The organism is Streptomyces sp. NPDC020681, from assembly GCF_044334895.1.
GTDB lineage: Bacteria > Actinomycetota > Actinomycetes > Streptomycetales > Streptomycetaceae > Streptomyces.
The window spans coordinates 324,448-349,105 of sequence record NZ_JBIRTX010000006.1 but is presented as its reverse complement, the minus strand read 5'-3'; the positions used below and the strand labels follow the sequence as shown (position 1 = coordinate 349,105).

The window sequence follows — 24,658 nt, the reverse complement described above, 5'->3', positions numbered from 1 at the left end:
TCAGCTCCTCGCCGGTTGGTCGACGCCGCCGGGATTCATGCCCGGTGACGAGGAGTTCAGACTACGACGGAGGCTCGAACTCCAACTCGGGCGGGAGGGCGGCGATTCGCGCACAGGCGTCGATCACCAGGTGATCGACCTCGTCCGGTTCGCGTCCTTCCTCGGCCGCTTTCGCCAGGGCGAGGGCGGCGGTCTGGACGGTCAGGGCGCGGGCGGGGACGTCGAGTTGGGGCCATGGATCGCGGCCGGGGCCGGCGGGTACGGCTGGGCCCTTGGCGTTGGTGTACGCGCCGATGAACCGTCCCCAGATCTCCGGGGGCAGCAGCCCGGCGGCGTACCAGGCGGCGGGCCGGGCCAGATCCCAGGCCGGGTCGCCGAGGCCGAGATCGTCAACGTCGATCAGCAACCAGGGGCCGGCGGGGGCGGGGTGGCGTACGAGCTGGCCGAGATGGAGATCGCCGTGGCAGAGCGTACGGGCGCGGGGCGACGGGGCCTCGTCGCGGGCCCAGGCGGGCAGCCGGTGCCAGGCGCGCCGCACGGTGGCGATGGCTGTGTGCTGTCCCGCGCTCTGTGCCGCGCTCTGTCCCGCGTGCTGTGCTGCGGCGGCGTCCATACGCGCGACGGCGCGGGCGACTTTGGCGGGGCCGCGCATGGGCGGGAGCGGGCCGGGCAGCGCGGCGGGCTCGACGGAGTGCAGCCGCGCGAGCAGGTTCGCGGCGTCCTCCCAGGGGGCGGCGTCGGGATCGGCCGGGTCCACGGGTACGCCGTACGGCCAGGCAGTGACGGGTCGGCCACGGACATCCCGTACGCGAACCGGCAGCGGCGGCAACAGGATCCCGGCGAGCGCGGGATGAGCGGCGACGGCGAGCCGCGCGCGGTGGGCGTCCGGGTCGGTGCCGGGTGCGTGGGCCTTGGCGACGGCCACACCGTGCCGTACGACGGCCCCGTCGTCGCGGTCGGCGAGGACGGCCTCGTCGCGCCCGCAGCCGCGGCAGGCTTGCCGGGGCCCGGGCAGATGCGCGACGTCCCGGGCGACATTGGCGAGCGCGGCGACGACAGCGGTCACGATCCCCCCAGATGGCTGTGCGATGCGCCGCCGAGCCTACGCGCGGTTGTGTCCTCCCACCCGCCCCGCCCCGCCCCGGCAGATGGGGCGGGCACCCGCGCCGCACCCCGAGCGCCGACTGCGCGGCAGGCGGGGCGTCGGGATCCGCCGGGTCCACGGGTATGCCGTACGGCCAGGCAGTGACGGGCCGGCCGCGGACATCCCGTACGCGAACCGGCAGCGGCGGCAACAGGATCCCGGCGAGCGCGGGATGAGCGGCGACGGCGAGCCGGACGCGGTGGGCCTTGGCGACGGCCTCGCCGTGCCGCACGACGGCCCCGTCGTCGCGGTCCGCGAGAACGGCCTCGTCGCGCCCGCCGCCGCGGCAGGCGGGCCCTCGGCCCAAGTCCCCGCTGCTCGGGCACCCGGGGCAGGGATCACTCCAGACAGAGCGCGGACAGCTTGATGGCCGGTCAGCTCCCCAGCTGACCGGCCATCTTTTGCCGTCCGCCGCACCCCCGTCCCCACGGGGTTTTGGCCGGATGTCCCCGACCCGGACCGCTCTTCCGGGTCCGGAGCGCCGCTCAGCGCCCCAGCATCACGCCCACGGACGACGCCTGTGTGACCACTGCATCCCATCCGCCGAAGGCGAATACGAGCAGTGCTGCCAGGGGAAGTACCATCGCCGTCGCCACCAGCGGGTGACGCTGACCACCGGACGAGCGGCCGCCGAACGCGGCGTATGCCTTGCGTCCCTGCGTGCGGATCATGGTCCGCGATGCCGTGTCCGCCATGGTTCCTCTCCTGTCGTATGTGACAGCGGCGGGTGTCTGACCTCGGGGGACGAGTGCTGCACCCGCCGCTTGACTTCAAGATTAGGGATCCGGCAAGGCCCGGGCGTCATGCCCTCGTACCGATTGCCGGGCCTCCCGGAGGATGAGCCGCCGCCCCTCCGCGTACTCCCCAGGGTGGAGACCCCCTTCTAGGCCTTGGGGTCTTCCCGGAGGGGGCGCTCCGAGGAGTCCTCCCGCGGGACCGGCTGCTCGACCAGTGCCAGCACCCTGGTGGCCATGAAACGGGCCGTCCGAACCACTGATCCGTTGCGGGTGACTTCGCTCACTTCGACCACTCCCCTGCGCACCGCCGTCTCGACCCGGCGACCCGCCCGGCTTGCCACGACTTCGTAGGTCCGGGTCGTGTCTCCCGCGTCCACCACTATCTCCACGCGGTCACCCTTCATAGATCCAATCCCCCTTCTGCGACGGACCGTTGAGATCTCGCACGGGTCAAGGGACGCGGATCCGGTGTCCCCTGACCACTCTTCAAGTTTCCCATCCGGCACTGACAATCGATCGGTGCGCGAGGGCGCGGCCTATGAGCGCGCCGGGGCGGGGGTACGTAAGCTGTGCCACGTCAAACGCACGACCGGGCAGAGGGGTGGGGTCTCCCCCACCGTAGGTAGGGGACGGACATGGCGATGATGCGGCTCCGGCGCGAGGACCCGCGTGTCGTCGGCTCGTTCCGGCTCCACCGGCGACTGGGCGCGGGCGGCATGGGCGTCGTCTATCTGGGGTCCGACCGCCGTGGCCAGCGCGTCGCGCTGAAGGTGATCCGGCCGGATCTGGCGGAGGATCAGGAGTTCAGATCGCGCTTCGCGCGCGAGGTGTCGGCCGCCCGGCGGATCCGCGGCGGGTGCACGGCACGGCTGGTGGCCGCCGATCTGGAGGCGGAGCGCCCGTGGTTCGCCACGCAGTACGTCCCGGGGCCCTCACTGCACGACAAGGTCGTCGAGGAAGGCGTCCTCAGGGCCGCCGACGTCGCCGCGATCGGTGCGGCGCTCTCCGAGGGCCTGGTCGCCGTGCACGAGGCCGGCGTCGTCCACCGTGACCTGAAGCCGTCGAACATCCTCCTCTCGCCCAAGGGCCCGCGCATCATCGACTTCGGCATCGCCTGGGCGACCGGCGCGAGCACGCTCACGCATGTCGGCACGGCGGTCGGCTCGCCGGGTTTCCTCGCGCCCGAGCAGGTGCGCGGCGCCGCGGTCACTCCGGCCACCGACGTCTTCGCGCTGGGCGCGACACTGGCGTACGCGGCGACCGCCGACTCGCCGTTCGGGCACGGCAGTTCAGAGGTCATGCTGTACCGCGTGGTGCACGAGGAGCCGCAGCTGTACGGCGTTCCGGACGCACTGGCTCCGCTGCTGCGGGCCTGCCTGGCGAAGGATCCAGAGGAGCGCCCCAGCACTCTGCAGCTCTCGATGCGGCTCAAGGAGATCGCGGCGCGGGAGGCCCAGGGTCTTCCGGAGGCCCGGCCGCCGGCCCAGCGGGAGCGGATCGAGCAGGACCGGCCGACCTCGCGCTATCCGGAGCGCATGGACCGTACGCAGCGCATGGAGCGTTCGGAGCGTGGCGCGGACCGGCCGGAGCAGCGGGTGGAGCGGCCCGAGCGGCGTACGTCCGGCGGCACGGCGTCGCGGCCGCAGCAGCCGGTACGCACCAACGGCACCCGCCCGCAGCAGCCGCGCAACACCGCCCGTACGAACAACGGCCGTCCGGGCACCCGCCCCGGCGTGCGCACGACGTCGACGGGACGACGGCCCGCCAATCCGCGGCTTTTGCGGCAGCGGATCATCGTCTTCGTCGTGGTGACGCTGATCGTCGCGCTGGGCATCGCCGCGGCGCAGCAGCTGTAGCACCCGGATCGCGGGTTCGGCTTCGGTTTTTCGGACTCAGGCCCTGGTCACAGCACCGATGCGTCCTTTTTGTCGCCATCTTTACTCGCCCTTCCCCAGTATGCCGTTTAGGCTCTTTGCAAACCGCAACGATCCCGGCGGGAGAGGCAGCGTCAGTAATGTGGGACATCGATACTTGCCGATCCACGGTGGCAAGGGTGGTGACCAGTGAGCGAGAGGACGGCACCGAAGTACGTCACCTCATCTACGGATACCCCTGCGGCAGGCCGGTCGCCCCGAAAGCGCGCAATTGCGGTGAGCACGGCCCCGACTCGTCGATCAGCCGAGGCGAACACCTCGCCCTCATCGACTACATAACCGGTCGGCCGTCCCCGACCTCGTCAGACTGACGGAGACCGGCCGCACGATCGGCTCTCGGTTCGCCGATCAGGCCCGCCTCGGCCGGGTCGCGTAAAACGCCACGGCGGAAGCCGCCGCCACGTTGAGCGAGTCGATGCCGGCGGCCATGGGAATGCGCACCCACTCATCCGCAGCTCGAAGGGCGTACGTGGAGAGTCCGTGCCCTTCCGACCCGAGCATGATGGCGCTCCGCTCGAAGCGGTCGGGGTCCAGCTCGTCGAGTGGGGTCGCCTTCTCGTCCGGGGTCATGGCGAGGATGTTGTACCCGGCCTCGCGGACGGTATCGAGTCCGGCAGGCCAGTCCTCCAGTCGCGCGTACGGGACGGTGAAGGTGGCACCCATCGACACCTTGATCGCGCGCCGGTACAGCGGATCTGCGCAGTCCGGCGACAGCAGGATCGCCTTGATCCCGAGGGCGGCGGCGCTGCGGAAGGCGGCCCCGAGATTGGCGTGGTCGACGAAGCCCTCGAAGACTGCGATGCGCTGACCTGCGGAATCTCGTGGACCCGGAGCGAATGTGTGGTCGTTGTCCGACTCCGCGACAACGACAGGACGTGCCGCCAGAAGGAGTTCGTCGGCGGTCGGCAGCGGCTTGCGCTGCATGGAGGCGAGTGCGCCGCGGTGCACGTGGTAGCCGGTGACGCGCTCGGCGAGGTCCGGGCTCACCGCGTACACGGGCGCGGGCAGCTCGTCGATGACGTCCCGCATCACGTCGACCCACTTCGCGGAGAGCAGCATCGACCGCATCTCGTAACCGGCGTCCTTGGCCCGTCTGATGACCTTCTCGCCCTCGGCGATGAACAGGCCCTCGGCCGGCTCCCGCTTGCGCCGCAGCTCGACGTCGGTCAGGCCCGTGTAGTCGCGCAGACGCGGGTCGTCGGGGTCCTCGACAGTGATGAGATCAGCCACAGGGTGATACTGCCTTCTCCGGGGTGTGGTGCCAACGCCTGCGCAGAGGTTGGTTACTGGCGGTTACGGCGGCCGAGTGCGACCACCTCGCCGATGACGATGACGGCCGGCGGCCGTACGTCCTCGGCGGTCACCGTCTCGGCGACGGTCGCCAGGGTCGCGTCGACCCTGCGCTGCGCCGCCGTGGTGCCCTCCTGTACCAGGGCGACCGGAGTGTGCGGGCTCCTGCCGTTGGCGACGAGGGTCTGCGCGATCGCGCCGATCTTGTCCACGCCCATCAGGACGACCAGCGTGCCGCGGAGCCTGGCGAGGGCCGGCCAGTCGACCAGGGACCGGTCGTCGTCGGGCGCGACATGGCCGCTGACCACCGTGAACTCATGGGCCACACCGCGGTGGGTGACCGGGATGCCGGCGGCGCCCGGGACGCTGATCGAGCTGGAGATGCCCGGAACGACCGTGCACGCGATGCCCGCCTCGGCGAGCGCCTCCGCCTCCTCCATGCCGCGGCCGAAGACGAAGGGGTCGCCGCCCTTGAGCCGCACGACGGCCTTGCCTTGCTTCGCGTGCTCGATGAGCGCGTTGTTGATGGCCTCCTGGGCCATGAACCGGCCGTACGGGATCTTCGCGGCGTCGATCACCTCGACGTGCGGCGGCAGTTCGTCGAGCAGATCGCGCGGGCCGAGGCGGTCGGCGATGACGACATCCGCCTCGGCGAGCAGCCGGCGGCCGCGCACGGTGATCAGGTCCGGGTCGCCGGGACCGCCGCCGACGAGCGCGACGCCGGGGGTCCTGGTGCGGTGGTGGGGCGCGGCGACGGTGCCGTCGCGCAGTCCCTCGACGATTGCGTCGCGAATCGCGGCGGTACGGCGCGGGTCGGGGCCACCACTGGTGAGTACGGCGACGGTGACGCCCTCGGAGCGGCCGGTGGCCGGGGTCCAGGCCGTGGCGGCGGTCGCGTCGTCGGAGCGGACGCACCAGACGCGGTTGCGTTCCGCTTCGGCGGAGGCGCGGGAGTTGGCCTCGTCGTCGGAGGTGGCGATGAGGACGTACCAGGCCTCGGCGAGGTCTCCGTCGGCGTACGGCCGCTGCTCCCAGCGGATCTCGCCGGCCGCGGCCATGGCCTCGACGGACGGCGTCGCGGCCGGCGACACGAGCACGATGTCGGCACCGGCGCCGATGAGCGCGGGCAGCCGGCGCTGGGCGACCTGCCCGCCGCCGATGACGACGACGCGGCGTCCGGTGAGACGGAGGCCTACGGGGTAGGCGGGGTGCGCGTGCTCAGCCATTGTTGGGCGGGCTCCTCGGGTGAAGCGGCAGGTGGGCGTCCTGCTGGACACGATACGGGCCCTCGTACGGCGGCTTCGCGCCGCGGGCGGACCGGCTCCGGCGGGCAGCCGCCGACGGGGGCGGGCCGCCCACCGGAGGCGCCGTCTCGCGGGTGCCTGACCGGGTGGGCCGGTGAACGGGTGGAACGATGCCGACCGCGGGCTACTTCTCCGTTACGCCCGCCGAGTCGAACGTCGCCACCTCGTGCATGGCCCTCGCCGCGCTCTGCACCACCGGCAGCGCCAGCAGTGCGCCCGTGCCTTCGCCCAGGCGGAGGTCGAGGTCCACCAGGGGGCGCAGGCCCAGTTTGTTGAGCGCCGCCACATGGCCCGGTTCCGCGCTGCGGTGGCCCGCGATGCAGGCTGCCAGCGCCTCCGGGGCGATCGCACGTGCGACCAGCGCGGCCGCGCCCGCCGAGACGCCGTCCAGGACCACCGGCGTACGCAGGGACGCGCCGCCCAGGATGAAGCCGACCAGCGCCGCGTGCTCCAGGCCGCCGACGGCCGAGAGGACGCCGACCGGGTCGGCCGGGTCCGGCGCGTGGAGTTCCAGGGCGCGGCGTACGACGTCGACCTTGCGGGCGTGCATCTCGTCGTTGATGCCCGTGCCGCGGCCTGTGACCTCGGCCGGGTCCATGCCCGTGTACACGGAGATGAGCGCCGCCGAGACCGTCGTGTTGGCGATGCCCATCTCACCGGTGAGCAGCGCCTTGTTGCCCGCGGCCACCAGATCGCGCGCCGTCTCGATGCCGACGTCGATCGCCGAGAGGACGTCCTCTCGGCTCAGCGCGGGCCCGGTGGTGAAGTCCGCCGTGCCGGGGCGGATCTTCCGGGGCAGCAGGCCGGGCGTCGCGGGCAGGTCCGAGGCCACTCCGACGTCGATGACGCAGACTTCCGCGCCGACCTGGTTGGCGAAGGCGTTGCAGACCGCTCCGCCGCCGAGGAAGTTGGCGACCATCTGGCCGGTCACCTCCTGGGGCCAGGAGGTGACGCCCTGCGCATGCACCCCGTGGTCACCCGCGAAGATCGCGACCGCCGCGGGTTCCGGGATCGGCGGCGGGCACATCCGGGAGAGCCCGGAGAGCTGTGCGGAGATGATCTCCAGCATGCCGAGCGCGCCCGCGGGCTTGGTCATCCGCTTCTGCCGCTCCCACGCCTCGCCGAGCGCCTTCGCGTCCAGCGGACGGATGTTGGAGACGGTGTCCTGGAGCAGATCGTGCGGCTCCTCGCCCGGCAGGGCCCGGCGGCCGTACGTCTCCTCGTGGACGACCCAGGACAGCGGCCGGCGCTTGGACCAGCCCGCCTGCATCAGCTCGGGCTCCTCGGGGAACTCGTCGACGTAACCGACGCAGAGATACGCGACGACCTCGAGGTGCTCCGGCAGCCCCAGCGTGCGCACCATCTCGCGCTCGTCGAAGAAGCTGACCCAGCCGACGCCGAGGCCCTCGGCGCGGGCGGCGAGCCAGAGGTTCTCGACGGCGAGCGCCGAAGAGTACGGCGCCATCTGGGGCTGCGTGTGGCGGCCCAGGGTGTGGCGGCCGCCGCGCGTCGGGTCGGCGGTGACGACGATATTGACCGGAGTGTCGAGGATCGCCTCGATCTTCAGTTCCTTGAACTGCTTGGCCCGGCCCTTGGGCAGCGACTTGGCGTACGCCTCACGCTGTCGCTGCGCGAGTTCGTGCATCGTGCGCCGGGTCTCGGCGGAGCGGATGACCACAAAGTCCCAGGGCTGCGAGTGGCCGACGCTGGGCGCGGTGTGTGCGGCCTCCAGGACGCGGAGCAGCACCTCGTGCGGGATGGGGTCGGAGCGGAAGCCGTTGCGGATGTCGCGGCGCTCGCGCATCACGCGGAGTACGGCCTCGCGCTCGGCGTCGTCGTAGCCGGGTGCCGGCGTGCCCCTGTGGTCGTTCTCGTTCTCGTTCTCGTTGCCCTGATGCGCGATCGGCTCCTGCTCCGGCTCGGGTGCGGGCACGGACTCAGGCTCGGGTGCGGGCTCCTCTTCGGGTGCCGTCGCCGCTTCGGCCGGAACCGCGAGTTCGGGCTCCGGGAGAGCTTCCGGCTCGGGCTCGGTGGCCTCGACCGCCCCGGCGGCCACCTGCGAGTCACCGTCGCGCGGCGCCGGCACGATCACCTCGGCAGGCTGCACCGGCTCGGCCACCTGGACCGGCTCGGGCTCGGGCTCTGCCTCAGGCTCGGGCTCCGGCTCGACCGCCGCCGGAACCTCGACCACCGCCGGAACCTCGACCACCGGTTCGGGCTCCGGCTCAGGCTCGGGCTCCGGGATCACCATGACGGCGACCGGCGTCGGGGCCAGATGCGGCGTGGTGGGCAGCGAACCCTCGACCGGCACGAACTGGCCCTCGGTCGACGGCTCCGGCTGCGGCTCGACCTCCGGAACGGCCGCCTCGGACACCTCGGACACCTCGGACACCTCCGGCGTGACCGGAGCAACCGGCACGGGCTCCGGGACGACCGTTTCTGCTGGGACGGGAGTCGGGCTCTGGACCTGCGGAGGCCGCGGGTCCCACGGTCCTCCGGCCTGTGGCGGGATCTCGCCCAGCTGCGGCCCGGGGAGCACCGGGGCGGGCTCGTCGCGCGGGATGTCGAGGTACTCGGGGCCGATGGTCGGCGGCCCGGCATGGTTCACGATCATCGGGTGCGGCGGTGTGCCCGCGGGTCCGCGGTCGGCGAGCGAACGCACCACGCCACCCGAGTTTTCGGGCATCGGCGGGCCCATGTGCAACGGGCGACGGGACGGCGGAGGCGTCGGCATGCCGGAAGTGGCGGCGGCCGGAATGCGTACGCCACTGAGGTCGACCGAACCGGAGTTACGTCCTCCGGCCTCGTGCGCCCCTGCCAGATGCGCGCCGGTCTCCTGCGTGTCGTACGCGGGCAGCATCGGCTCGGCGACCGGCGTCATGGAGAGGTGCTCGGCCGCCTGCGCCATCGGCACCTGCTCGGCGGCGGACGCCGTCTGGACCATGGGAGCAGCCGCCACCGGCGATGCGGAGTCGGCCACAAACTGCTCTGCCACAAACTGCTCTGCCACAAACTGCCCGGCCACAAACTGCCCGGCCGGGTCGACGGCCTCGGAGACCGGCGCCGGACCCTGCATGCCGGGATCGGCGACGGGCTGTATCACCGGCGCGGGCACAGTGAACTCGGGAACCCCGTGGTCAACCGGAACCGCGAACTCCGGCACCTGCATCTGAACGGATGCGGCGGCCTCGGCGTACTGGTCGGGAGAGACCGGCGCGGCGTACTGCTCCTGCGGTGCGGCGTATGGCTCCGGCACCGCCTGCGGGTCGCTCCACGCGCCCTGCGCGCCGGGCATCAGCAGCAGGTCGTCCTCTTCGGGTCCGTGCTCGGAGGGGTCCAGGAAGGTGTAGGCACCGGGCCCGGAGATGCCCGGCTGCTCCACCACGCCTGCATTCTCCGGCAGCCCCTCGCCCGGGATCTGGCCGGTGTCAGTCATGCGTACCCCTCGCCCATCGCTTGTGATCCTTAAGCCCATCGCCCGGGACGCCCGACTGCGGCACGCCTGACGCCCGTCAACAAGAACGAGCGGGCGCGCCGCGCGGCACGATCCCCCCGCGGACTCCAAGCATTCTCGCGGCCGTTCGCGGCCGTGGCACGGTGATCCGCCACGGGTCCGCTGTGGGCTGCGCCACGTTGCGCTTCCCCCGGTTCCGACGTACCACATATGGGAGCCAAAGCGGCCCCCTTTTCCGGACATTGACGAACGAAGCGACGAACGTCCGGGTGCGGTACAACGGTCGGCCAGCCTACCCCGCGCCGCCTCGCGGCAAGGTCACGGGTTGCGATCCGGCTGCCGTCCGGAGAGCAGAAAGACGACGGAACGCTCCCGCTCCGCCCACCGCTCGGCGTCCGTTCCGGTGTCCATTTCGACCGACTGAAGCAACGCGCATTCGACGGCGTACCCGCCTGCGGCGAGCGCCGCTCCGATCGCCTCGGCCTCGTCGCGTGTGGCGGCGTGGGTGACGATGCGCTCGGGCCGCCGGTCGGCGCAGGCGGTGACCACCGCGACTCCCCCGCCCCCGATCCGTACGACATCGGGCTCGGGCAGCCGCTCCAGCACATGCGGCGCGCGGCCCTGCACGACCTGCACCTGGACGCCCGCGCGACGGGCCGCGGCCTCGGTGTGCGCGCAGGCCGACTGGGCCGCGTCGACGGCGATGACCGCCGCGCCGAAACGTGCCGCCTCGGCGGCGAGCGCACCGCAGCCGGAGCCGATGTCCCACACCAGGTCGCCGACGCGGGGGCCGAGCCGGGCCAGCTGGGCGGCGCGCAGCTGTTCCGACTCGCCTTCGCCGAGCCGCAGGCCCTCTCCGTACGTGTCCGAGGGCAGCGCCCAGCCCCGTACGGCGGGCGGATAGCCGGGATCGCGGCCGGCGATCCAGCCTCCGCCGGGAACCGCGGGAGTGCCGGCGCCGCCGATGACGATGACGACATTGGGGTCGCGCCAGACGTGGTCGGCGGCCTTGTCGGAGGTGAGGACGGTGACCTGTTCGCGGTCGGTGCCCAGTTCCTCGCAGATGACGAAGGTGCGGTGGATGCCTTCGAGCAGCAGGGCCAGCTCGGCCGGGCCCGCGCCGGGCGAGGTGAGGACGGCGACCTTGGAGTGCGCCCGGCAGACATTGACGGCGCGGCGGAGCGTGCGGCGGTGCGCGACGACGATCTGCGCGTCGTCCCACGGCATTCCCGCGCGGGCGAAGGCGGCGGCGACGGCGGAGACGGCGGGCACGACCTCGACCTCCAGACCGTGCTCCGGCGCGCGCAGTGTGCGGACGACGCCGAAGAAGCCCGGGTCGCCGTCGGCGAGGACGACGGCGCTGCCGCGGTGGCCCGCGATCCGCCGGGCCGCGAGGTCGACGCTGCCGAGCCGGATGCGCTCGGCGCCCGGCGGCACTTCCGGGAGCGCCAGGTGGTGGGGCGCGCCGGCCACCAGCGTGGCGGCGGAGAGTGCGGACCTGCCCGCCGCGGTGAGGGGCGAGCCGTCCCAGCCGATCACCGTGACGCGGTCGGCCATCGTCGTCAGTCTCCCTGGAGGTTGTCGCAGGTCGGGGCAGCCCACACGGTCGCGGGCACGGTGAGATTACCTGGGGTGGACACCCACTGAATCAGTCCGGGCCGCACAGTTCCAGTCGACGGCCGTTTCCGGCGGGCTCGGGAGCGGCTCAGTTCCAGTCGGTGAAGGAGGCGTAGCCGGGCTCAGCCGACTGGTCCGAGACGCCCTCGAGGTCCTCGGGCAGCAGACTCCAGACGATCAGGTCGGTGCGGATGTCGGCCCAGCGGCCGTCGTTCATCTGGGTCCGCGCTATCCAGGCGTTGCGCAGTACGCCCTCGCTGATGCAGCCGATCTTCTGGGCGACCTGCTGGGACGCGGTGTTGTCGGCTGCCGTGCGCAGCTCCAGGCGCTCGAACTTCTGGTCGCGGAAGAGCCACTGGGCGACCGCGAGCACCGATTCGGTGGCGTATCCCTCGCCGCGCGCCCACGGCGCGGTGACATAGGCGGCCTCGGTGGCGAGTGTGCGCCAGTTGGTGTTCTGGAGATGAACGGTGCCGACGAGCCGCTGGGTGAGGAACTCGGTGACGGCGAGCGCTATGCCGCGGCCCTCGGTGCGCTTTGCAGGAGCGATCCTGCGGACCCACTCTTTGGCGTCCGCCGTCGTGAACGGGTGCGGGACCGGCGTCCAGGCGGTGACCATCTCGTCGTTCATCATCTCGGTGTACGCCGGGATGTCGGCCTCTTCGAAGGGGCGCAGCACCAACCGCTCCGTGCTGATGGACACGTCCGGGAAGGTGGTAGTCATGCGACGCTCCGTAACCAGGGGCCTGCTGAAGAGCCCAGCATGCAGCATGGGCCCTCATAACTGCACCACAGGGTCCCGCACTTGACGCCGAAGCAGAAAGCCGCGGGTCCCGCACGCGCTCCGGAAAGCGTGCGGGACCCGGGCCGGACAAAGGGGTGGTCTATGGCCTTTCGTCTGGATCAGGCCCTAGTGGGCCGCCACCGGCAGGACCGAGCCCTGGTACTTGTCCTGGATGAACTGCCTCACCTCGGGCGAGTGCAGCAGTTTCACCAGCTTCTCGACCCGCGGGTCGTCCTCGTCGCCCTTCTTCACGGCGAGGACGTTGGTGTACTCGTTGCCGTCGACGGACTCCAGCAGTACGGCGTCCTTCTTCGGGCTCAGGCCCGCGTCGAGCGCGTAGTTGCTGTTGATGACCGCCGCGTCCACATCGTCGAGCACCCGCGGAAGCTGCGCCGGCTCGAGTTCCTTGAACCGGATCCGCTTCGGGTTGGACGTGATGTCCGCCGGGCTCGCGGTGACTCCCGCGCCCTCCTTGAGCTCGATGAGCCCCTTGGAGGCGAGCAGGTGCAGCGCCCGGCCCTCGTTGGTGGTCTCGTTCGGCACGGCGACGGTCGCGCCGGCCTGAAGCGCCGCGAGGTCGTCGAGCTTCTTCGAGTACACCCCCATCGGAGGCAGATATGCCTCGGCGACGGAGACGAGGTCGGTGCCCTTCGTCTTGTTGAAGTTCTCCAGGAACGGGACGTTCTGGTACAGGTTCGCGTCCAGTTGCCCTTCCTGGAGCGCGGTGTTGGGCAGGACGTAGTCGGTGAACTCCTTGACCTCGAGGTCGAGGCCTTCCTTCCCGGCCAGGTCCTTCTTGATGAAGTCGAGGACCTCGCCGGCCGGAACCGCGGTGGCCCCGACGACCAGAGCGCCGGAGTCACCGCCGTCCGCACCGGATCCCGAACCCGAGCCGGAGCCGCAGGCCGTAAGACCGAGACCGAGCCCGAGGGCCAGTGCCGCGGCGGCGAGTGATGTCGCGTGCCTGCGCATCAGAACGCCGGGACGACGGAGCCGTCGTAGGTGTCCTCGATGAACTTCTTCACCTCGGGCGAGTGCAGCAGCTTCGCCAGCTTCACCACGCGCGGGTCCCTCTCGTTGCCTTCCTTCACGGCGAGGAAGTTGCCGTACGGGTTGTCCTTGGCGGACTCGAGGACCAGCGAGTCCTTCGCGGGGCTGAGCTTGGCCTCGACGGCGTAGTTGCCGTTGACCACCGCGGCGTCGACGTCCTCCAGCGCGCGCGGCACCTGGGCCGCCTCGAGCTCCTTGAACTGGATCTTCTTGGGGTTCTCGGCGATGTCCTTCGGCGTGGCGTCGTTGCCCGCGCCGGCCTTCAACTTGATGACGCCGTGGGCTTCGAGGAGCTTGAGCGCACGCGCCTCGTTGGTGGTGTCGTTGGGCAGCGCGACGGTCGCACCAGTCTTCAGGTCCCCGACCTTCTTGACCGACTTCGAGTACAGGCCGAGCGGCTCCAGGTGCACCGTGGTCACCGGCACGATGTGGGTGTTGTTCTTCTTGTTGAAGTCGTCGAGGTACGGCTTGTGCTGGAAGTAGTTGGCACCCACCTCGCCGCTCTCGGTCGCCGTGTTCGGCGTCACGTAGTCGGTGAACTCCTTGACCTCGAGCTTGAGGCCTTCCTTGTCGGCCAGGTTCGCCTTGACGTAGTCGAGGATCGCGGCGTGCGGGACGGAGCTCGCCGCGACGACGAGCGGAGCGTCGGCGTCGGCCGTGGAGCCGGAGCCCGAGTCGGAGCCGCATGCGGAGAGCCCGAGGGTGAGGGCTCCGGCGGCCAGGACGGCGGTGGTGATCTTGGCGGTGTTACGCACGAAAAGTGCCTTTCTCCATGGGTGGTGCGACCCGGGTGGGGTCATGGGGGGTCAGGAAGCCTTGGTGGGTTCCGCGGCCGGTGCGGTGGCAGGTGCGGTGGCCGGTTGGCCGGCCTTGAGGAGCCGCAGCCGCGGCGCGGCGCTGCCGCGTCCGCGCTGGTGCAGTCCGCGCGCGGCATAGTCGCCGGCGAACTGGATGAGCGAGATGACGACGGCGAGGATGGCCACCGTGATCCACATCATTTCGGTCTCGAAGCGCTGGTAGCCGTAGCGGATGGCGATGTCGCCGAGCCCGCCGGCGCCGACCGTGCCGGCCATGGCCGAGTAGCCGATGAGCGCGACGACCGTCGTGGTCGCGCTGGAGATCAGCGACGGCAGCGACTCGGGCACCAACACCTTGCGCACGACGGTCCAGGTGCTGCCGCCCATCGACTGCACGGCCTCGACGAGCCCGCCGTCGACCTCGCGTACGGCGGTCTCGACGAGCCGGGCGAAGAAGGGGATCGCGCCGATCGCGAGCGGCACGATCGCGCCTTCGCGGCCGATGGTGGTGCCGGTGAGCGCCTTGGTGAACGGCATCAGCGCGACCATGAGGATGATGAACGGCATCGACCGGGTGACATTGACGATCTGGCCGATCACCTTGTTCAGCAGCGCGTTGCCGAGCAGACCGCCGCGGTCGGTGAGCACCAGGACGACGCCCAGCGGGAGTCCGCCCACGATCGCGATGACCGTGGACCAGCCCACCATGTAGAGGGTGTCCCAACAGGCCTGTTCGAGCAGGGGCTGCATCTCGGACCAGGTCACTTGGCACCGTCCTTCACAAGCTCGGCCGCGTCGGCTTCCTCGGCGGCCACGTCGACCTGGAGTCCCTGCTCGCGCAGGAAGCCGATCGGCACCACGTTCTCCTCGAACCGGCCGGGCAGTTCGATGCGCATCCGGCCGACCTGCTTGCCGGCGACGGTGTCCATCGCGGCGCCGAGGATCGAGATGTCGATGTTGTACGTGCGCGACAGCTGCGAGATCACCGGCTGCGTCGCCGCCTCGCCGTGGAAGGTGACGTCGACGACCGTGCGGTCGATGCCGGAGGCCTCGCCGCTGACCGGGAAGAGCGCCTCGGCCAGCTCGGAGCCCGGCGTCGCGAGCAGCTCGCTGACCGTGCCGGACTCGACGATCTTTCCGTTCTCCATCAGGGCGGCGGAGTCGCAGATCGTCTTGACGACGTCCATCTCGTGCGTGATGAGCAGAACGGTCAGGCCGAGCTGACGGTTGAGGTCGCGCAGCAGATGGAGGATGGAGCGGGTGGTCTCGGGGTCGAGCGCGCTGGTCGCCTCGTCGGAGAGCAGCACCTTCGGGTCGCCGGCGAGCGCGCGGGCGATGCCGACGCGCTGCTTCTGGCCGCCGGAGAGCTGGCTCGGGTAGACCTTGGCCTTGTCGGCGAGGCCCACCAGGTCGAGGAGTTCGAGCGCCTTGCGGGAGCGTTCCTTGCCGGAGACGCCGAGGATCTCCAGCGGCAGTTCGACGTTGTCCTGCACCGAACGCGAGGACAGCAGGTTGAAGTGCTGGAAGACCATGCCGATGTGGCTGCGGGCCTCGCGCAGCTCCTTGCCCGCGCGCGGGCCGCGGCCGGCGAGCGCGGTGAGGTCCTGGCCCGCCACGGTCACGGTGCCGGAGGTGGGGCGTTCGAGAAGGTTGATGCAGCGGATGAGCGAGGACTTTCCGGCGCCGCTCTGGCCTATGACGCCGTACACCTCGCCTTCGCGGACATGCAGATCGACGCCGTCCAGGGCAGTTACTTCACGACCGCGCGAGCGGTAGACCTTGGTCAGGCCGGAAGTGGTGATCACAGGGGTTTCCGTCACTGTCGAGTGCGCGGCGCGGGGTGCTCGCCGGGCACGGGGCATTCATCTTCGGAGCGCGGCACGGTGCTGCTCCGGGTCAGCGGAGCGGGACGTCAACACGTGCGCGGGGCAGCGGACATCGGTACGTCAGGTACTCAATGGCTGCGGTTCTCACTTCGGGGCGCGAGGCTCAGGCAGGGGCCCTCAGAAGGAGCACATTCGACACATACAACGAGCACCGGGCGTCGTGATCGCCTCGGTCGCAAGGGTGCGGCTGCTCGTCGTGGTCATGTCGGCAAGTAAAGCAGACGTGCGGATGTAGCGATCACGGATGTCCGAATAGCGGACAGTCGTGATACGGAATACGGACGCGGTCATTCCGCGATGGTGATCTCCAGCCCGTCGTCCTTGACCTGCACGGATACGGCGGAGAGATCGCCGACAACCACATCGGCGAGCAACTCGGACGGGTCGTGAGTTGTGGCCAAGGCCACGGTTCGCATGCCGGCGGCCCGCCCCGCGGCAAGCCCCGCCGGGGCGTCCTCGAAGACCACGCAGCGGGCCGGATCGACGCCGAGCCGGCGCGCACCGAGCAGGAAAGGCTCCGGGTCCGGCTTGCCGCGCGTGATGTCGTCCGCCGCGACCAGGTTCTTGGGCCGGATGCCGACGTCCTCGAGCCGCGCCTCGGCAAGCCGGCGGGTGGCCGAGGTGACGACGGCCCAGCGGTCCGCCGGCAGCCGGTCGAGGAGTTCGGCGGTGCCCGGCAGCAGGACGACACCGCCGGCCACGTCCTCGACCTCGAGCTGCTCGATGCGGGCCACGGCCTCGGGCACCACGTGCGCGGGCAGCAGATCGGCGGCTATCTCCGCGGCGGGACGGCCGTGCAGTTCGACCCGGGCGAAGTCCTCCGCCGTGATCGAGTACTCGTGCGCCCACCGCGTCCAGCAGCGGTGCACGGACTCGATGGAGGAGACGAGCGTTCCGTCGTTGTCGAAAAGCAGTGCTTCGGCGTGGAGCTTCATGGTCGTCGACCCTACGGGGCGGTGCGGGGCCGCCCGCACCGGGCCTTTTGGGCCGTAATAGTCTCGGGGCCATGCTTGACGCCCTGACGGTCGCGGTCGCCGTGACCGCGCTCGCCCTCGCCGCCTGGTGCGGTTTCGCCGCCTTCCGCGACCAGCCGACCAAGGACTGGCACTTCATCGGCATGGCCGTGGTGACGGTGCTGGCGCTGGCCCAGCTGGTCGTCGGAATCGTGCAGTTGGCGCGCGGCGAGAAGGCGCACGAGGGCACGACGATCTTCGTCGCCTATCTGATCGGCGCGTTCGCCGCGGTCCCGGCGGCCGGATTCCTGTCGCTGGCCGAACGGACCCGCTGGGGCTCGGCGACCGTCGCCGCCGGTGCGGTGGTCCTCGCGGTCCTCGAAGTACGGCTCTACGACATCTGGGGAGGCTGACGATGGCCGAGCCGGTCGCGGGAGAGAAGCAGGCGCGGACCAAGCTGGTCCAGGGTCCGGGAGTGCTGCTGGTCTGGCTGTACGGGGTGATGTCGGTCGGCGCGGTGTCGCGGTCGGTCTACCAGATCCTCACCGACTTCGGCAGCGCCCCGCTGGCGCATGTGCTGTCGGCGGTCGCGGCGGTGGTGTACGCGTTCATCACGTACACCCTGGTACGCGGCGGCGAGAGGGCGCGCAGGGCGGCGCTGGTGTGCTGCGCCGCCGAGCTCGCGGGCGTGCTGATCGTCGGAACGTGGACCGTGCTGGACCCGTCCGCCTTCCCCGACTCCACGGTGTGGTCGGAGTACGGCATGGGCTATCTCTTCATCCCGGTGCTGCTGCCGATCACCGGAATGCTCTGGCTGCGCCGCTCGCGCCGCGCCTAACCAGCCGCCTTCACCGCGCGCAGCCGGATGTGCGTGGCCTCGGGCGCGTCGACGACCTCCGTCTTCTGCCACTCGATGGGCTCGCTGCCCAGGTGATCGAAGAGCCTGGTCCCGGCGCCCATCAGCACGGGTACGACATGTACTTCGAGCTCGTCGAGCAGCCCGGCCCGGATGAACTGCTGGATGACGTCGGCGCCGCCGGCCAGCGAGACGTCCTTGTCGCCGGCGGCCGCCCGGGCCTGCGCCAGAGCGCTCTCGATCCCGTCCGTGACGAAGACGAAGCTCGTCCCGCCCTCGCGCACAAGGGTCTCGCGGTCGCGGCTGGTGACCACGAACACCGGCGCACGGAAAGGCGGGTTGGGCCCCCACGGCACCTCGCCGGAGTCGAACATCCGCCGCCCCATGACGACGGCGCCGGTGCGCGCCCAGAGCTCGTCCAGGGCACGGGAGTCCCGGTTGTCCTCCCCGCCCTTAATGCCCTGCCGCTGCCGCCAGCTGCGCAGCCCGAACGCCCACTGGTGCAGCCGTTCGCCGCCGATTCCGAGGGGGTGCTCGACGCCCGCGTCGGGTCCGGCGAGAAAACCGTCCAGCGACACCGAGATCTGCGCGAAAACCTGTCCGGTCATGATCCACTCCCTGGCTCCGAGTGAGGCGCCCGTGCGGCGCCTCCCATCAAAGCGTCGAATGGGACCCCCACGGTTTCGACACCCCGCGGGAACCGGATGCACAGGATCGGGCAGTCGTGGACCGGACTATGCGCTCGCCACGTACGCGCCCGCCGCGGCCTCCTTCTCCAGCGTCACGATCGTGAGCCGCGGGCCGACCTGCTCGCGGGAGACCGGTGCGTAGCCGCGGCTTCGGTAGAGCCGGAGGTTGGACTCGCTGCGGTGACCGGTGAAGAGCTGGAACCGCTTGGCCGCCGGCTCCGCCGCGAAGCGCTCCTCTATGGCGTCGAGCAGCCGGCCGCCGAGGCCGTGGCGCTGCATCCGCGGGTGCACGATCAGCTTGGCGATCCGCGCCGTGCCGTCCTCGTCGATCTTGCCGCGTACGGACGCCACCACCTCGTCGCCGAGCCTGGCCACCAGTGCGTGGCCCTGGGCGAGTTCGGCGCGCAGATCGTCCAGTGACTGGGTGAGTGGCTCGATGCCGTAGTCGCCGTAGAGCTCGGCCTCGGTCTGGTAGCACAGATACTGCAGCTTGAGGATCTGCTCCGCGTCCTGTGCTCTTGCCGCTGAGATGGTCACGCTCATGCCCATGTGCGCATGCCTCCCGCTCACCTGTCCGCCGGTTGTCTACCGCTCCTTTCCCCCATGTTCAGGAGCCGCAACCTCTGCCGCCAGCATTCTGCGCAGACATCCCAGGCAACGGGAACGCATCGGTCCCAGACTTCCTTGTGAGATACCCAACTCTCCTGCGATTTCCCGGTAGGTGGGGTCTTCCGGCGACAACATCGCAGTCAGGAGTTTGGGGCAGTTGCCCGGTGTGCGGGCCACCGCGGCACGCAGCGCGCGACGCCGTTCGGACCGGAGCGCGGTCCGTTCGGGGCTGCCGGCCGGGTCGGCCGAGGGCTCCGGGCCGTACGGGCGTTCACGCGCCGCTCGCCGCCGGGCGCGGCGGGCTTCGGCACGCACCGCGGACTTGACCCAGCGCGCCGCGTCGGGCGGTGGTCCTGATCCGTCGAGCTGTTCCAGCAGCCGAACCCAGACGGCCTGTTCCAGATCGCCCGCGTCCATGGCCGCTCCGGGCGCCTCGGCCGTCGCCTCGGCACTCACCAACGGGCGCAGCGCGCTGACCAGATGTGCGGGGCTCGGTTCGAGAAGCGTCATGCCCGGCGGGACGTGCCGTGGCGCGGCGGCGGTTGCCGCGCCACGGCACAGTCACCCGTACGGGCGGGCGCGTACCGGGGCGCCCATCAGGTCAGCGGCGGAAGTCGGCGGCCGCGAGCAGCCCGGTGTCCGCGTTGTCCGTGAAGATCCCGTCGATGCCGGTCTCGAAGTAGACCTTGAAGGCCCCGAACACGTCTCCGTACGCGTTCGGGTCGGTGCCGCGCCGGAAGTCGGCGGGCAGGAAGACGTTCTCGTTCCGCATCGTGTACGGGTGCAGGATCAGGCCCTTGGCGTGCGCGTCCCGCACCAGCGTGGTCGGCGTGGTCAGCTTGCCGCTCGCGTCCTTCGGGATGATCAGGTCGAGCGTGGGGCCGATGCCCTGTGCGTACGAGGCGATCCACTTCAGGCCCTCGGGCTTGACGAGATCAGCGACCGTGCGCGGGTCGCCCGACACGACGAAGTCCCAGGGGCGCGTGCTCGCGCCGGACAGCAGCACGACGCCCGGTGAGGAGACGAGCTTCGCCAGCCGCTGGATGCTGCTCGGCTCGAACGACTGCAGGAAGACCGGGGAGTTGCGGCGGTCGCGACCGTAGCGGCGCAGCAGCTTCGCGAGCGGCTCTTCGAGCCCGAGGCCGAGCCCGCGGAAGTACGTGGGGTGCTTGGTCTCGACATGGAGCCAGACGGGACGGCCGCGCCGCCGGCCCTCCTTGTCGGCCCAGCGCAGCACCTCCTCGAAGGAAGGGATGGCCCAGCGGCCGTCGTACAGGGTGTTCTCCTGGCGGATGGCCGGGATCCGCTCCTTGGTGCGGAGCGTCTTCAGCTCGGCGAGCGTGAAGTCCTCGGTGAACCAGCCGGTGAGGCTGACGCCGTCGATGGACTTGGTGGCCTTGCGCGAGGCGAACTCGGGGTGGTCGGCGACGTCGGTCGTACCCGTGATGTCGTTCTCGTGACGGCATACGAGGTGGCCGTCCTTGGTCGGCACCAGGTCCTGCTCGATGACATGCGCGCCCATGTCGAGCGCCAGCTGGTACGAGCCGATGGTGTGCTCGGGCCGGTAGCCGCTGGCACCGCGGTGGGCGATGACCGTCGGGTACGGAAGGTCCTTGTACGAGGTGCCCTGGCCGCCGTGGCCGCTGTGGCGGTCGTCGGCCGCGGCCGACGCCGCGGAACCGCCCACGCCGAGCGCGGCCGTGCCGAGCACCGCCGCTCCCAGTACGGTCCGGCGTCCCGGGTTTCTGTCCGCGTCCTGTGTCATCGACGTTCCTCCGTGTGGTGTACGGCGAGCGGTGTCCGGCGTGTGATGTCGGGCACCCGCCAAGTGCCGCTCGATGCTAGGCAACTACGCCCTACATACGGCAGCCCCTGCACGAACGCCGTGAAAACACACGTCAACACTGCGTATCCACTCCGTGAACCCGATGTGCGATCAGGCATGACCCGCGAGTATCGTCCTCACCTGCACAGACTTCGCCGCAGCACCGTTTGGCCGCCGCCTGCCGTCCGCCCCCACGCCTCGTCCCTGACACCGGAGGACCTGTTGTCCCGCTTGTCGCTCATCAAGGCCGTACTAGGACCGATCCTGCGCCTGATGTTCCGTCCTCGCGTGGAGGGCGCGGAGAACATTCCGGGCACCGGTCCCGTCATCCTGGCGGGCAACCACCTCACGTTCATCGACTCGATGATCCTTCCGCTGGTGTGCGCGCGGCCGGTCTACTTCATCGGCAAGGACGAGTACGTCACGGGCAAGGGCATCAAGGGCCGCATGATGGCCTGGTTCTTCACGGGCTGCGGCATGATCCCGGTCGACCGCGACGGCGCCAACGGCGGAGTGGCCGCGCTGATGACCGGACGCCGTGTGCTGGAGGAGGGCAAGATCTTCGGCATCTACCCGGAGGGCACCCGCTCCCCCGACGGACGCCTGTACCGGGGCCGTACGGGAATCGCCCGGCTGACGCTGATGACCGGCGCGCCGGTGGTGCCGTTCGCGGTGATCGGCACGGACAAGCTCCAGCCGGGCGGCGCGGGTCTGCCGCGGCCGGGCCGGGTGACGCTGCGCTTCGGCGAGCCGATGGAGTTCTCGCGCTACGACGGCATGGACCGCGACCGCTATGTGCTGCGGGCCGTGACGGACTCGGTGATGACGGAGGTCATGGAGCTGTCGGGCCAGGAGTACGTGGACATGTACGCCACGAAGGCGAAGGCGGCGGCCTGACCGTCCGGACGTGAGAAGGGCCGGACCCCGGGACGGGGTCCGGCCCTTCGCGCAGCGGTCACGGGTGCTCCACTCCGTCCGCGAGCCGCTGGCCGCGCAGCATGAACCAGGCGGCGACCGCCGTCGCCAGGAGCACCGCCGAGCCCACCGCGCCGGCGACATGGAACCCGTCGGCGAAGGCGTTCTGCGCCGAGGAGAGCAGCGCCGCGCCCTGGTCCTGCGGCAGTCCGTGCGCCGCTTCCACCGCGCCGCCGAGCGAGTCGCGGGCGGCCTCCGCGGTCTCGGCCGGTACGCCGGCCGGGACGGTGAAGTCCCGGTAGACGCCGGTCACGACCGACCCCAGCAGTGCGATGCCGAGCGCGGCGCCCAGTTCGTATGCCGTCTCGGAGACGGCGGACGCTGCGCCCGCCTGCTCCTTCGGGACGCTGGAGAGGATGACGTCCGCGGTCACGGTGAAGGCGAGGCCCGCGCCGACTCCGCCGACGAACAGCGCGAGGCCCAGAGCCACGACGCCGGTGTCGGCGGTCAGCAGGGTGCAGGCCGCCAGCGCGAGGCCGACCGCCGTCAGGCCGCCGGAGACCGCGCTGCGTACGGAGGCCCGTCGGGCTAGATAGCCGGCCAGCAGTCCGGCGCCGACCGCGCCTATCGCGGCGGGCAGTTCGATCAGGCCCGCCTCCAGGGGTGAACGTTCCTGCACGATTTGCAGGAACTGCGAGAGGAAGAAGACCAGGCCGGAGAGCCCGAGGATGGTCAGCAGATCGGCCAGCACCGCGCCGGAGAAGCCCTTGTTGTGGAAGAGGCGTACGTCCAGCAGCGGCGAGGGCAGCGTCAACTGCCGCCGTACGAACCAGAACAGCGCGGCGATACCGATGGCCGCGGCCGCGGTGGTGTCCCAGCGCAGGCCGTGGACCGCCGCCTCCTTCACGGCGTACACGACGGCGACCATGCCGATCAGCGAGAGGCAGACGCTGATGAGGTCCCACGGGCCCGGGTCGGGATTGCGCGACTCGGGAAGCAGCTTGATGCCGACGACGACGAGCAGCGCCATCACCGGCAGGTTGATCAGGAAGACCGAGCCCCACCAGAAGTGCTCCAGCAGAAAGCCTCCGACGACGGGTCCGACCGCGGCGCCGGCCGAGGCGGCGGCGCCCCAGATACCGACGGCGAGGCTGCGCTCCTTGGGGTCGTGGAAGATGTTGCGGATCAGCGCGAGCGTGGACGGCATCAGGGTCGCGCCGGCGACGCCGAGCAGGGCCCGCGCGAGGATCATCATCTCCGGGCTGGAGGCGTACGCGTTGAGCACGGAGACCGCGCCGAACGCGACCGCGCCGGTCAGCAGCAGCTTCTTGCGGCCTATGCGGTCGCCGAGGCTGCCCATGGAGACGAGCAGGCCGGCGATGACGAACGAGTAGACGTCGCCGATCCAGAGCAGCTGGGTGCCGGACGGCTTGAGGTCCTCGCTGAGATACGGGGTCGCGAGGCCGAGCACGGTGGCGTCGACCGCGACGAGCAGCACGGCCAGTACGAGTACGGCCAGGGCGAGCCACCGGCCCGGTGCGCGTACGGTCTCCTGCGCCGTCGCCCGTAGGTCGGTACTGGTCATTTCTCCACGCTCCGTCGTGCGCCGCCGAGCAGCAGCTCGGTGATCATGAATTGGAAGTCCTTGGCCGCGACACGGCCGTCCTGCACGGCCCAGGCGCAGGTGCCGATGAGCCCGTACAGGGCCTCGGTGAGCCAGACCGGGGTGAGGTCGATGCGGAACTCGCCCTCTTCCTGGCCGCGCCGGAAGAGAGCGGCGACGCGGGCGTCGAGGCGGGCCCAGCCCTCGTTGACCTGCTCGCCCTCGAAGAGCTGGTTCTCGGTGACGAGAAAGGCGAGCAGCCCGGCGCTCGGCTCGGTCTCCGCGACAAGCCGCCTGAGCGCGTCCCCGGCGGCCCCTTCGCCGAGCCGCGCCGCCTCGATGGCGGCGTCGAACTCCCTGATCCCGAGCTCTTCGAGAGCCCGCACGAGAGCGTCCCGCCCGGCGAAGTGCCGATGCAGAGTGGCCCGCCCGATACCGGCGGCCTTGGCGACCTCGTCCATGGTCGCGGTCGACTTCCGAGAGAGCAGGGCGGCGGCGGTGCGCAGCACCTGGTCGCGATCGACTGTCATGAGACGACCATAGCCCATGTGAGACATGAATGTCTCATTCGATATTGCGTCGACTCGCTCGACGCGGAGACGAGATCCTTTGCGCATGAAGCCGCTGCTGCTGATCGACGTCGACGGCCCGCTCAATCCGTACGCGGCAAAGCCCCAGCGCCGACCGGAGGGCTACAGCACCCACCGGATGCGGCCGTCCGGCTGGACGGAGGGCAAGCCGCTGCGGGTGTGGCTCAATCCCGCGCACGGAGTCGAGCTGCTGGCGCTGGCCGAGGCGTACGAACTCGTCTGGGCGACCACCTGGAAGGGCGAGGCGAACGAGTGGATAGGCCCTCATCTCGGCCTGCCGGAGCTGCCGTTCATCGACTGGCCCCAGATGCACGGCAGCGCCCCTCGCGGGACCTTCTGGAAGACGCAGTACATCCTCGAGTACGCGGCCGGGCGGCCGTTCGCCTGGATCGACGACGACATCAGCGTCCGCGACCGCGAGTGGGTGGAGCGGCACCATCTCGACGCCGCGCTGCTGATGCACATCGACGAGCGGATCGGGCTGCTCCGGCCCGACTTCGAGGCGCTCGGCGACTGGGCCGCGGCCCTGTGAGGACCGGAACCGGCGTCGTGGCCGGAGTTCCGCGGGGGCAGGGCCCTGTCGAGAGGGGGGCGGGTACGGGATATCTTGATGTCGAGCAA

At 70.9% G+C, this 24,658-nt stretch carries 25 protein-coding genes; 6 read left to right on the top strand and 19 right to left on the bottom strand.

Features of this window, described 5'->3' with window-relative positions; translation table 11 throughout:
- Nucleotides 1-61: 61 nt before the first annotated feature.
- Nucleotides 62-1,069 (bottom strand): phosphotransferase family protein, encoded by a 1,008-nt coding sequence (locus ACH4YL_RS17450; protein ID WP_398508379.1) that lies wholly within the window; start codon nucleotides 1,067-1,069, stop codon nucleotides 62-64.
- A 79-nt stretch (nucleotides 1,070-1,148) separates the two neighbouring features.
- Between ACH4YL_RS17450 and ACH4YL_RS17445 the strand changes: the two genes are divergently transcribed.
- The gene (locus ACH4YL_RS17445; RefSeq protein WP_398508197.1) at nucleotides 1,149-1,511 is read left to right on the top strand and encodes a hypothetical protein; all 363 of its coding nucleotides are present in this window, start codon (nucleotides 1,149-1,151) and stop codon (nucleotides 1,509-1,511) included.
- Between the two features lie 118 nt (nucleotides 1,512-1,629).
- Here ACH4YL_RS17445 and ACH4YL_RS17440 read toward each other — a convergent pair whose 3' ends face one another.
- Together ACH4YL_RS17440 and ACH4YL_RS17435 are read right to left on the bottom strand one after the other, a co-directional pair.
- Nucleotides 1,630-1,839 (bottom strand): hypothetical protein, encoded by a 210-nt coding sequence (locus ACH4YL_RS17440; protein ID WP_398508196.1) that lies wholly within the window; start codon nucleotides 1,837-1,839, stop codon nucleotides 1,630-1,632.
- 188 nt (nucleotides 1,840-2,027) lie between these two features.
- Nucleotides 2,028-2,285 (bottom strand): hypothetical protein, encoded by a 258-nt coding sequence (locus ACH4YL_RS17435; RefSeq protein ID WP_384185558.1) that lies wholly within the window; start codon nucleotides 2,283-2,285, stop codon nucleotides 2,028-2,030.
- Nucleotides 2,286-2,516: 231 nt separating this feature from the next.
- On the opposite strand from ACH4YL_RS17435, the gene ACH4YL_RS17430 reads away from it, so the two are divergent.
- The gene (locus ACH4YL_RS17430; RefSeq protein WP_398508195.1) at nucleotides 2,517-3,737 is read left to right on the top strand and encodes a protein kinase; all 1,221 of its coding nucleotides are present in this window, start codon (nucleotides 2,517-2,519) and stop codon (nucleotides 3,735-3,737) included.
- 426 nt (nucleotides 3,738-4,163) lie between these two features.
- Here the strand turns inward: ACH4YL_RS17430 and ACH4YL_RS17425 are convergent, their stop codons facing one another.
- From ACH4YL_RS17425 to ACH4YL_RS17380, 10 genes are all read right to left on the bottom strand, one after another.
- Entirely contained in the window at nucleotides 4,164-5,045 is an 882-nt protein-coding gene (locus ACH4YL_RS17425; protein ID WP_398508194.1) for a TrmH family RNA methyltransferase, read from the bottom strand.
- 53 nt (nucleotides 5,046-5,098) lie between these two features.
- The gene (gene cobA, locus ACH4YL_RS17420; RefSeq protein ID WP_398508193.1) at nucleotides 5,099-6,331 is read right to left on the bottom strand and encodes a uroporphyrinogen-III C-methyltransferase; all 1,233 of its coding nucleotides are present in this window, start codon (nucleotides 6,329-6,331) and stop codon (nucleotides 5,099-5,101) included.
- Nucleotides 6,332-6,533: 202 nt separating this feature from the next.
- Complete coding sequence (cobT, locus tag ACH4YL_RS17415; protein WP_398508192.1) at nucleotides 6,534-9,845, bottom strand: nicotinate-nucleotide--dimethylbenzimidazole phosphoribosyltransferase; 3,312 nt, start codon at nucleotides 9,843-9,845, stop codon at nucleotides 6,534-6,536.
- 336 nt (nucleotides 9,846-10,181) lie between these two features.
- Nucleotides 10,182-11,420 (bottom strand): precorrin-6y C5,15-methyltransferase (decarboxylating) subunit CbiE, encoded by a 1,239-nt coding sequence (gene cbiE / locus ACH4YL_RS17410; protein WP_398508191.1) that lies wholly within the window; start codon nucleotides 11,418-11,420, stop codon nucleotides 10,182-10,184.
- A 148-nt stretch (nucleotides 11,421-11,568) separates the two neighbouring features.
- A complete protein-coding gene (locus ACH4YL_RS17405) occupies nucleotides 11,569-12,204 on the bottom strand; it encodes a GNAT family N-acetyltransferase (protein ID WP_398508190.1) in 636 nt (211 codons plus the stop codon).
- Between the two features lie 186 nt (nucleotides 12,205-12,390).
- Complete coding sequence (locus tag ACH4YL_RS17400) at nucleotides 12,391-13,236, bottom strand: MetQ/NlpA family ABC transporter substrate-binding protein (RefSeq protein WP_398508189.1); 846 nt, start codon at nucleotides 13,234-13,236, stop codon at nucleotides 12,391-12,393.
- Entirely contained in the window at nucleotides 13,236-14,069 is an 834-nt protein-coding gene (locus tag ACH4YL_RS17395) for a MetQ/NlpA family ABC transporter substrate-binding protein (RefSeq protein WP_398508188.1), read from the bottom strand. Before ACH4YL_RS17395 ends, ACH4YL_RS17400 begins: the two co-directional genes overlap by 1 nt.
- 51 nt (nucleotides 14,070-14,120) lie before the next feature.
- On the bottom strand, nucleotides 14,121-14,876 hold the full coding sequence (locus ACH4YL_RS17390) for a methionine ABC transporter permease (RefSeq protein WP_398508187.1): 756 nt from the start codon (nucleotides 14,874-14,876) through the stop codon (nucleotides 14,121-14,123).
- Nucleotides 14,873-15,973, bottom strand: a complete 1,101-nt coding sequence (locus ACH4YL_RS17385; RefSeq protein WP_398508186.1) for a methionine ABC transporter ATP-binding protein — start codon at nucleotides 15,971-15,973, stop codon at nucleotides 14,873-14,875. The genes ACH4YL_RS17390 and ACH4YL_RS17385 overlap by 4 nt, the downstream gene beginning before the upstream one ends.
- A gap of 311 nt (nucleotides 15,974-16,284) precedes the next feature.
- Nucleotides 16,285-16,932: an HAD-IA family hydrolase gene (locus ACH4YL_RS17380; protein WP_398508185.1), complete on the bottom strand. Its 648-nt coding sequence runs from the start codon at nucleotides 16,930-16,932 to the stop codon at nucleotides 16,285-16,287.
- Between the two features lie 71 nt (nucleotides 16,933-17,003).
- Between ACH4YL_RS17380 and ACH4YL_RS17375 the strand changes: the two genes are divergently transcribed.
- The gene (locus tag ACH4YL_RS17375) at nucleotides 17,004-17,363 is read left to right on the top strand and encodes a hypothetical protein (RefSeq protein ID WP_398508184.1); all 360 of its coding nucleotides are present in this window, start codon (nucleotides 17,004-17,006) and stop codon (nucleotides 17,361-17,363) included.
- Nucleotides 17,364-17,365: 2 nt separating this feature from the next.
- Nucleotides 17,366-17,788 (top strand): hypothetical protein, encoded by a 423-nt coding sequence (locus ACH4YL_RS17370; protein WP_398508183.1) that lies wholly within the window; start codon nucleotides 17,366-17,368, stop codon nucleotides 17,786-17,788.
- Here ACH4YL_RS17370 and ACH4YL_RS17365 read toward each other — a convergent pair.
- The 4 genes from ACH4YL_RS17365 to ACH4YL_RS17350 all read right to left on the bottom strand — a co-directional run bounded on the left by ACH4YL_RS17365 (nucleotide 17,785) and on the right by ACH4YL_RS17350 (nucleotide 20,869).
- The gene (locus tag ACH4YL_RS17365) at nucleotides 17,785-18,414 is read right to left on the bottom strand and encodes a dihydrofolate reductase family protein (RefSeq protein WP_398508182.1); all 630 of its coding nucleotides are present in this window, start codon (nucleotides 18,412-18,414) and stop codon (nucleotides 17,785-17,787) included. The two genes, ACH4YL_RS17370 and ACH4YL_RS17365, sit on opposite strands and share 4 nt — an antisense overlap.
- A gap of 126 nt (nucleotides 18,415-18,540) precedes the next feature.
- Entirely contained in the window at nucleotides 18,541-19,044 is a 504-nt protein-coding gene (locus ACH4YL_RS17360; RefSeq protein WP_398508181.1) for a GNAT family N-acetyltransferase, read from the bottom strand.
- A 36-nt stretch (nucleotides 19,045-19,080) separates the two neighbouring features.
- The gene (locus ACH4YL_RS17355; protein ID WP_398508180.1) at nucleotides 19,081-19,614 is read right to left on the bottom strand and encodes a sigma-70 family RNA polymerase sigma factor; all 534 of its coding nucleotides are present in this window, start codon (nucleotides 19,612-19,614) and stop codon (nucleotides 19,081-19,083) included.
- Nucleotides 19,615-19,705: 91 nt separating this feature from the next.
- Nucleotides 19,706-20,869 carry a glycerophosphodiester phosphodiesterase gene (locus tag ACH4YL_RS17350; RefSeq protein ID WP_398508179.1) on the bottom strand — a complete coding sequence of 388 codons (1,164 nt, stop codon included), beginning with the start codon at nucleotides 20,867-20,869 and terminating at the stop codon, nucleotides 19,706-19,708.
- Nucleotides 20,870-21,160: 291 nt separating this feature from the next.
- Between ACH4YL_RS17350 and ACH4YL_RS17345 the strand changes: the two genes are divergently transcribed.
- Nucleotides 21,161-21,826, top strand: a complete 666-nt coding sequence (locus ACH4YL_RS17345; RefSeq protein WP_398508178.1) for a lysophospholipid acyltransferase family protein — start codon at nucleotides 21,161-21,163, stop codon at nucleotides 21,824-21,826.
- A gap of 58 nt (nucleotides 21,827-21,884) precedes the next feature.
- On the opposite strand, the gene ACH4YL_RS17340 is transcribed toward ACH4YL_RS17345, so the two are convergent.
- Both ACH4YL_RS17340 and ACH4YL_RS17335 read right to left on the bottom strand, forming a co-directional pair.
- Nucleotides 21,885-23,429, bottom strand: a complete 1,545-nt coding sequence (locus tag ACH4YL_RS17340; RefSeq protein ID WP_398508177.1) for an MFS transporter — start codon at nucleotides 23,427-23,429, stop codon at nucleotides 21,885-21,887.
- A complete protein-coding gene (locus tag ACH4YL_RS17335; RefSeq protein WP_398508176.1) occupies nucleotides 23,426-23,977 on the bottom strand; it encodes a TetR/AcrR family transcriptional regulator in 552 nt (183 codons plus the stop codon). The genes ACH4YL_RS17340 and ACH4YL_RS17335 overlap by 4 nt, the downstream gene beginning before the upstream one ends.
- Before the next feature lie 85 nt (nucleotides 23,978-24,062).
- On the opposite strand from ACH4YL_RS17335, the gene ACH4YL_RS17330 reads away from it, so the two are divergent.
- On the top strand, nucleotides 24,063-24,569 hold the full coding sequence (locus ACH4YL_RS17330; RefSeq protein ID WP_398508175.1) for an HAD domain-containing protein: 507 nt from the start codon (nucleotides 24,063-24,065) through the stop codon (nucleotides 24,567-24,569).
- The last annotated feature ends 89 nt before the right edge of the window (nucleotides 24,570-24,658 follow it).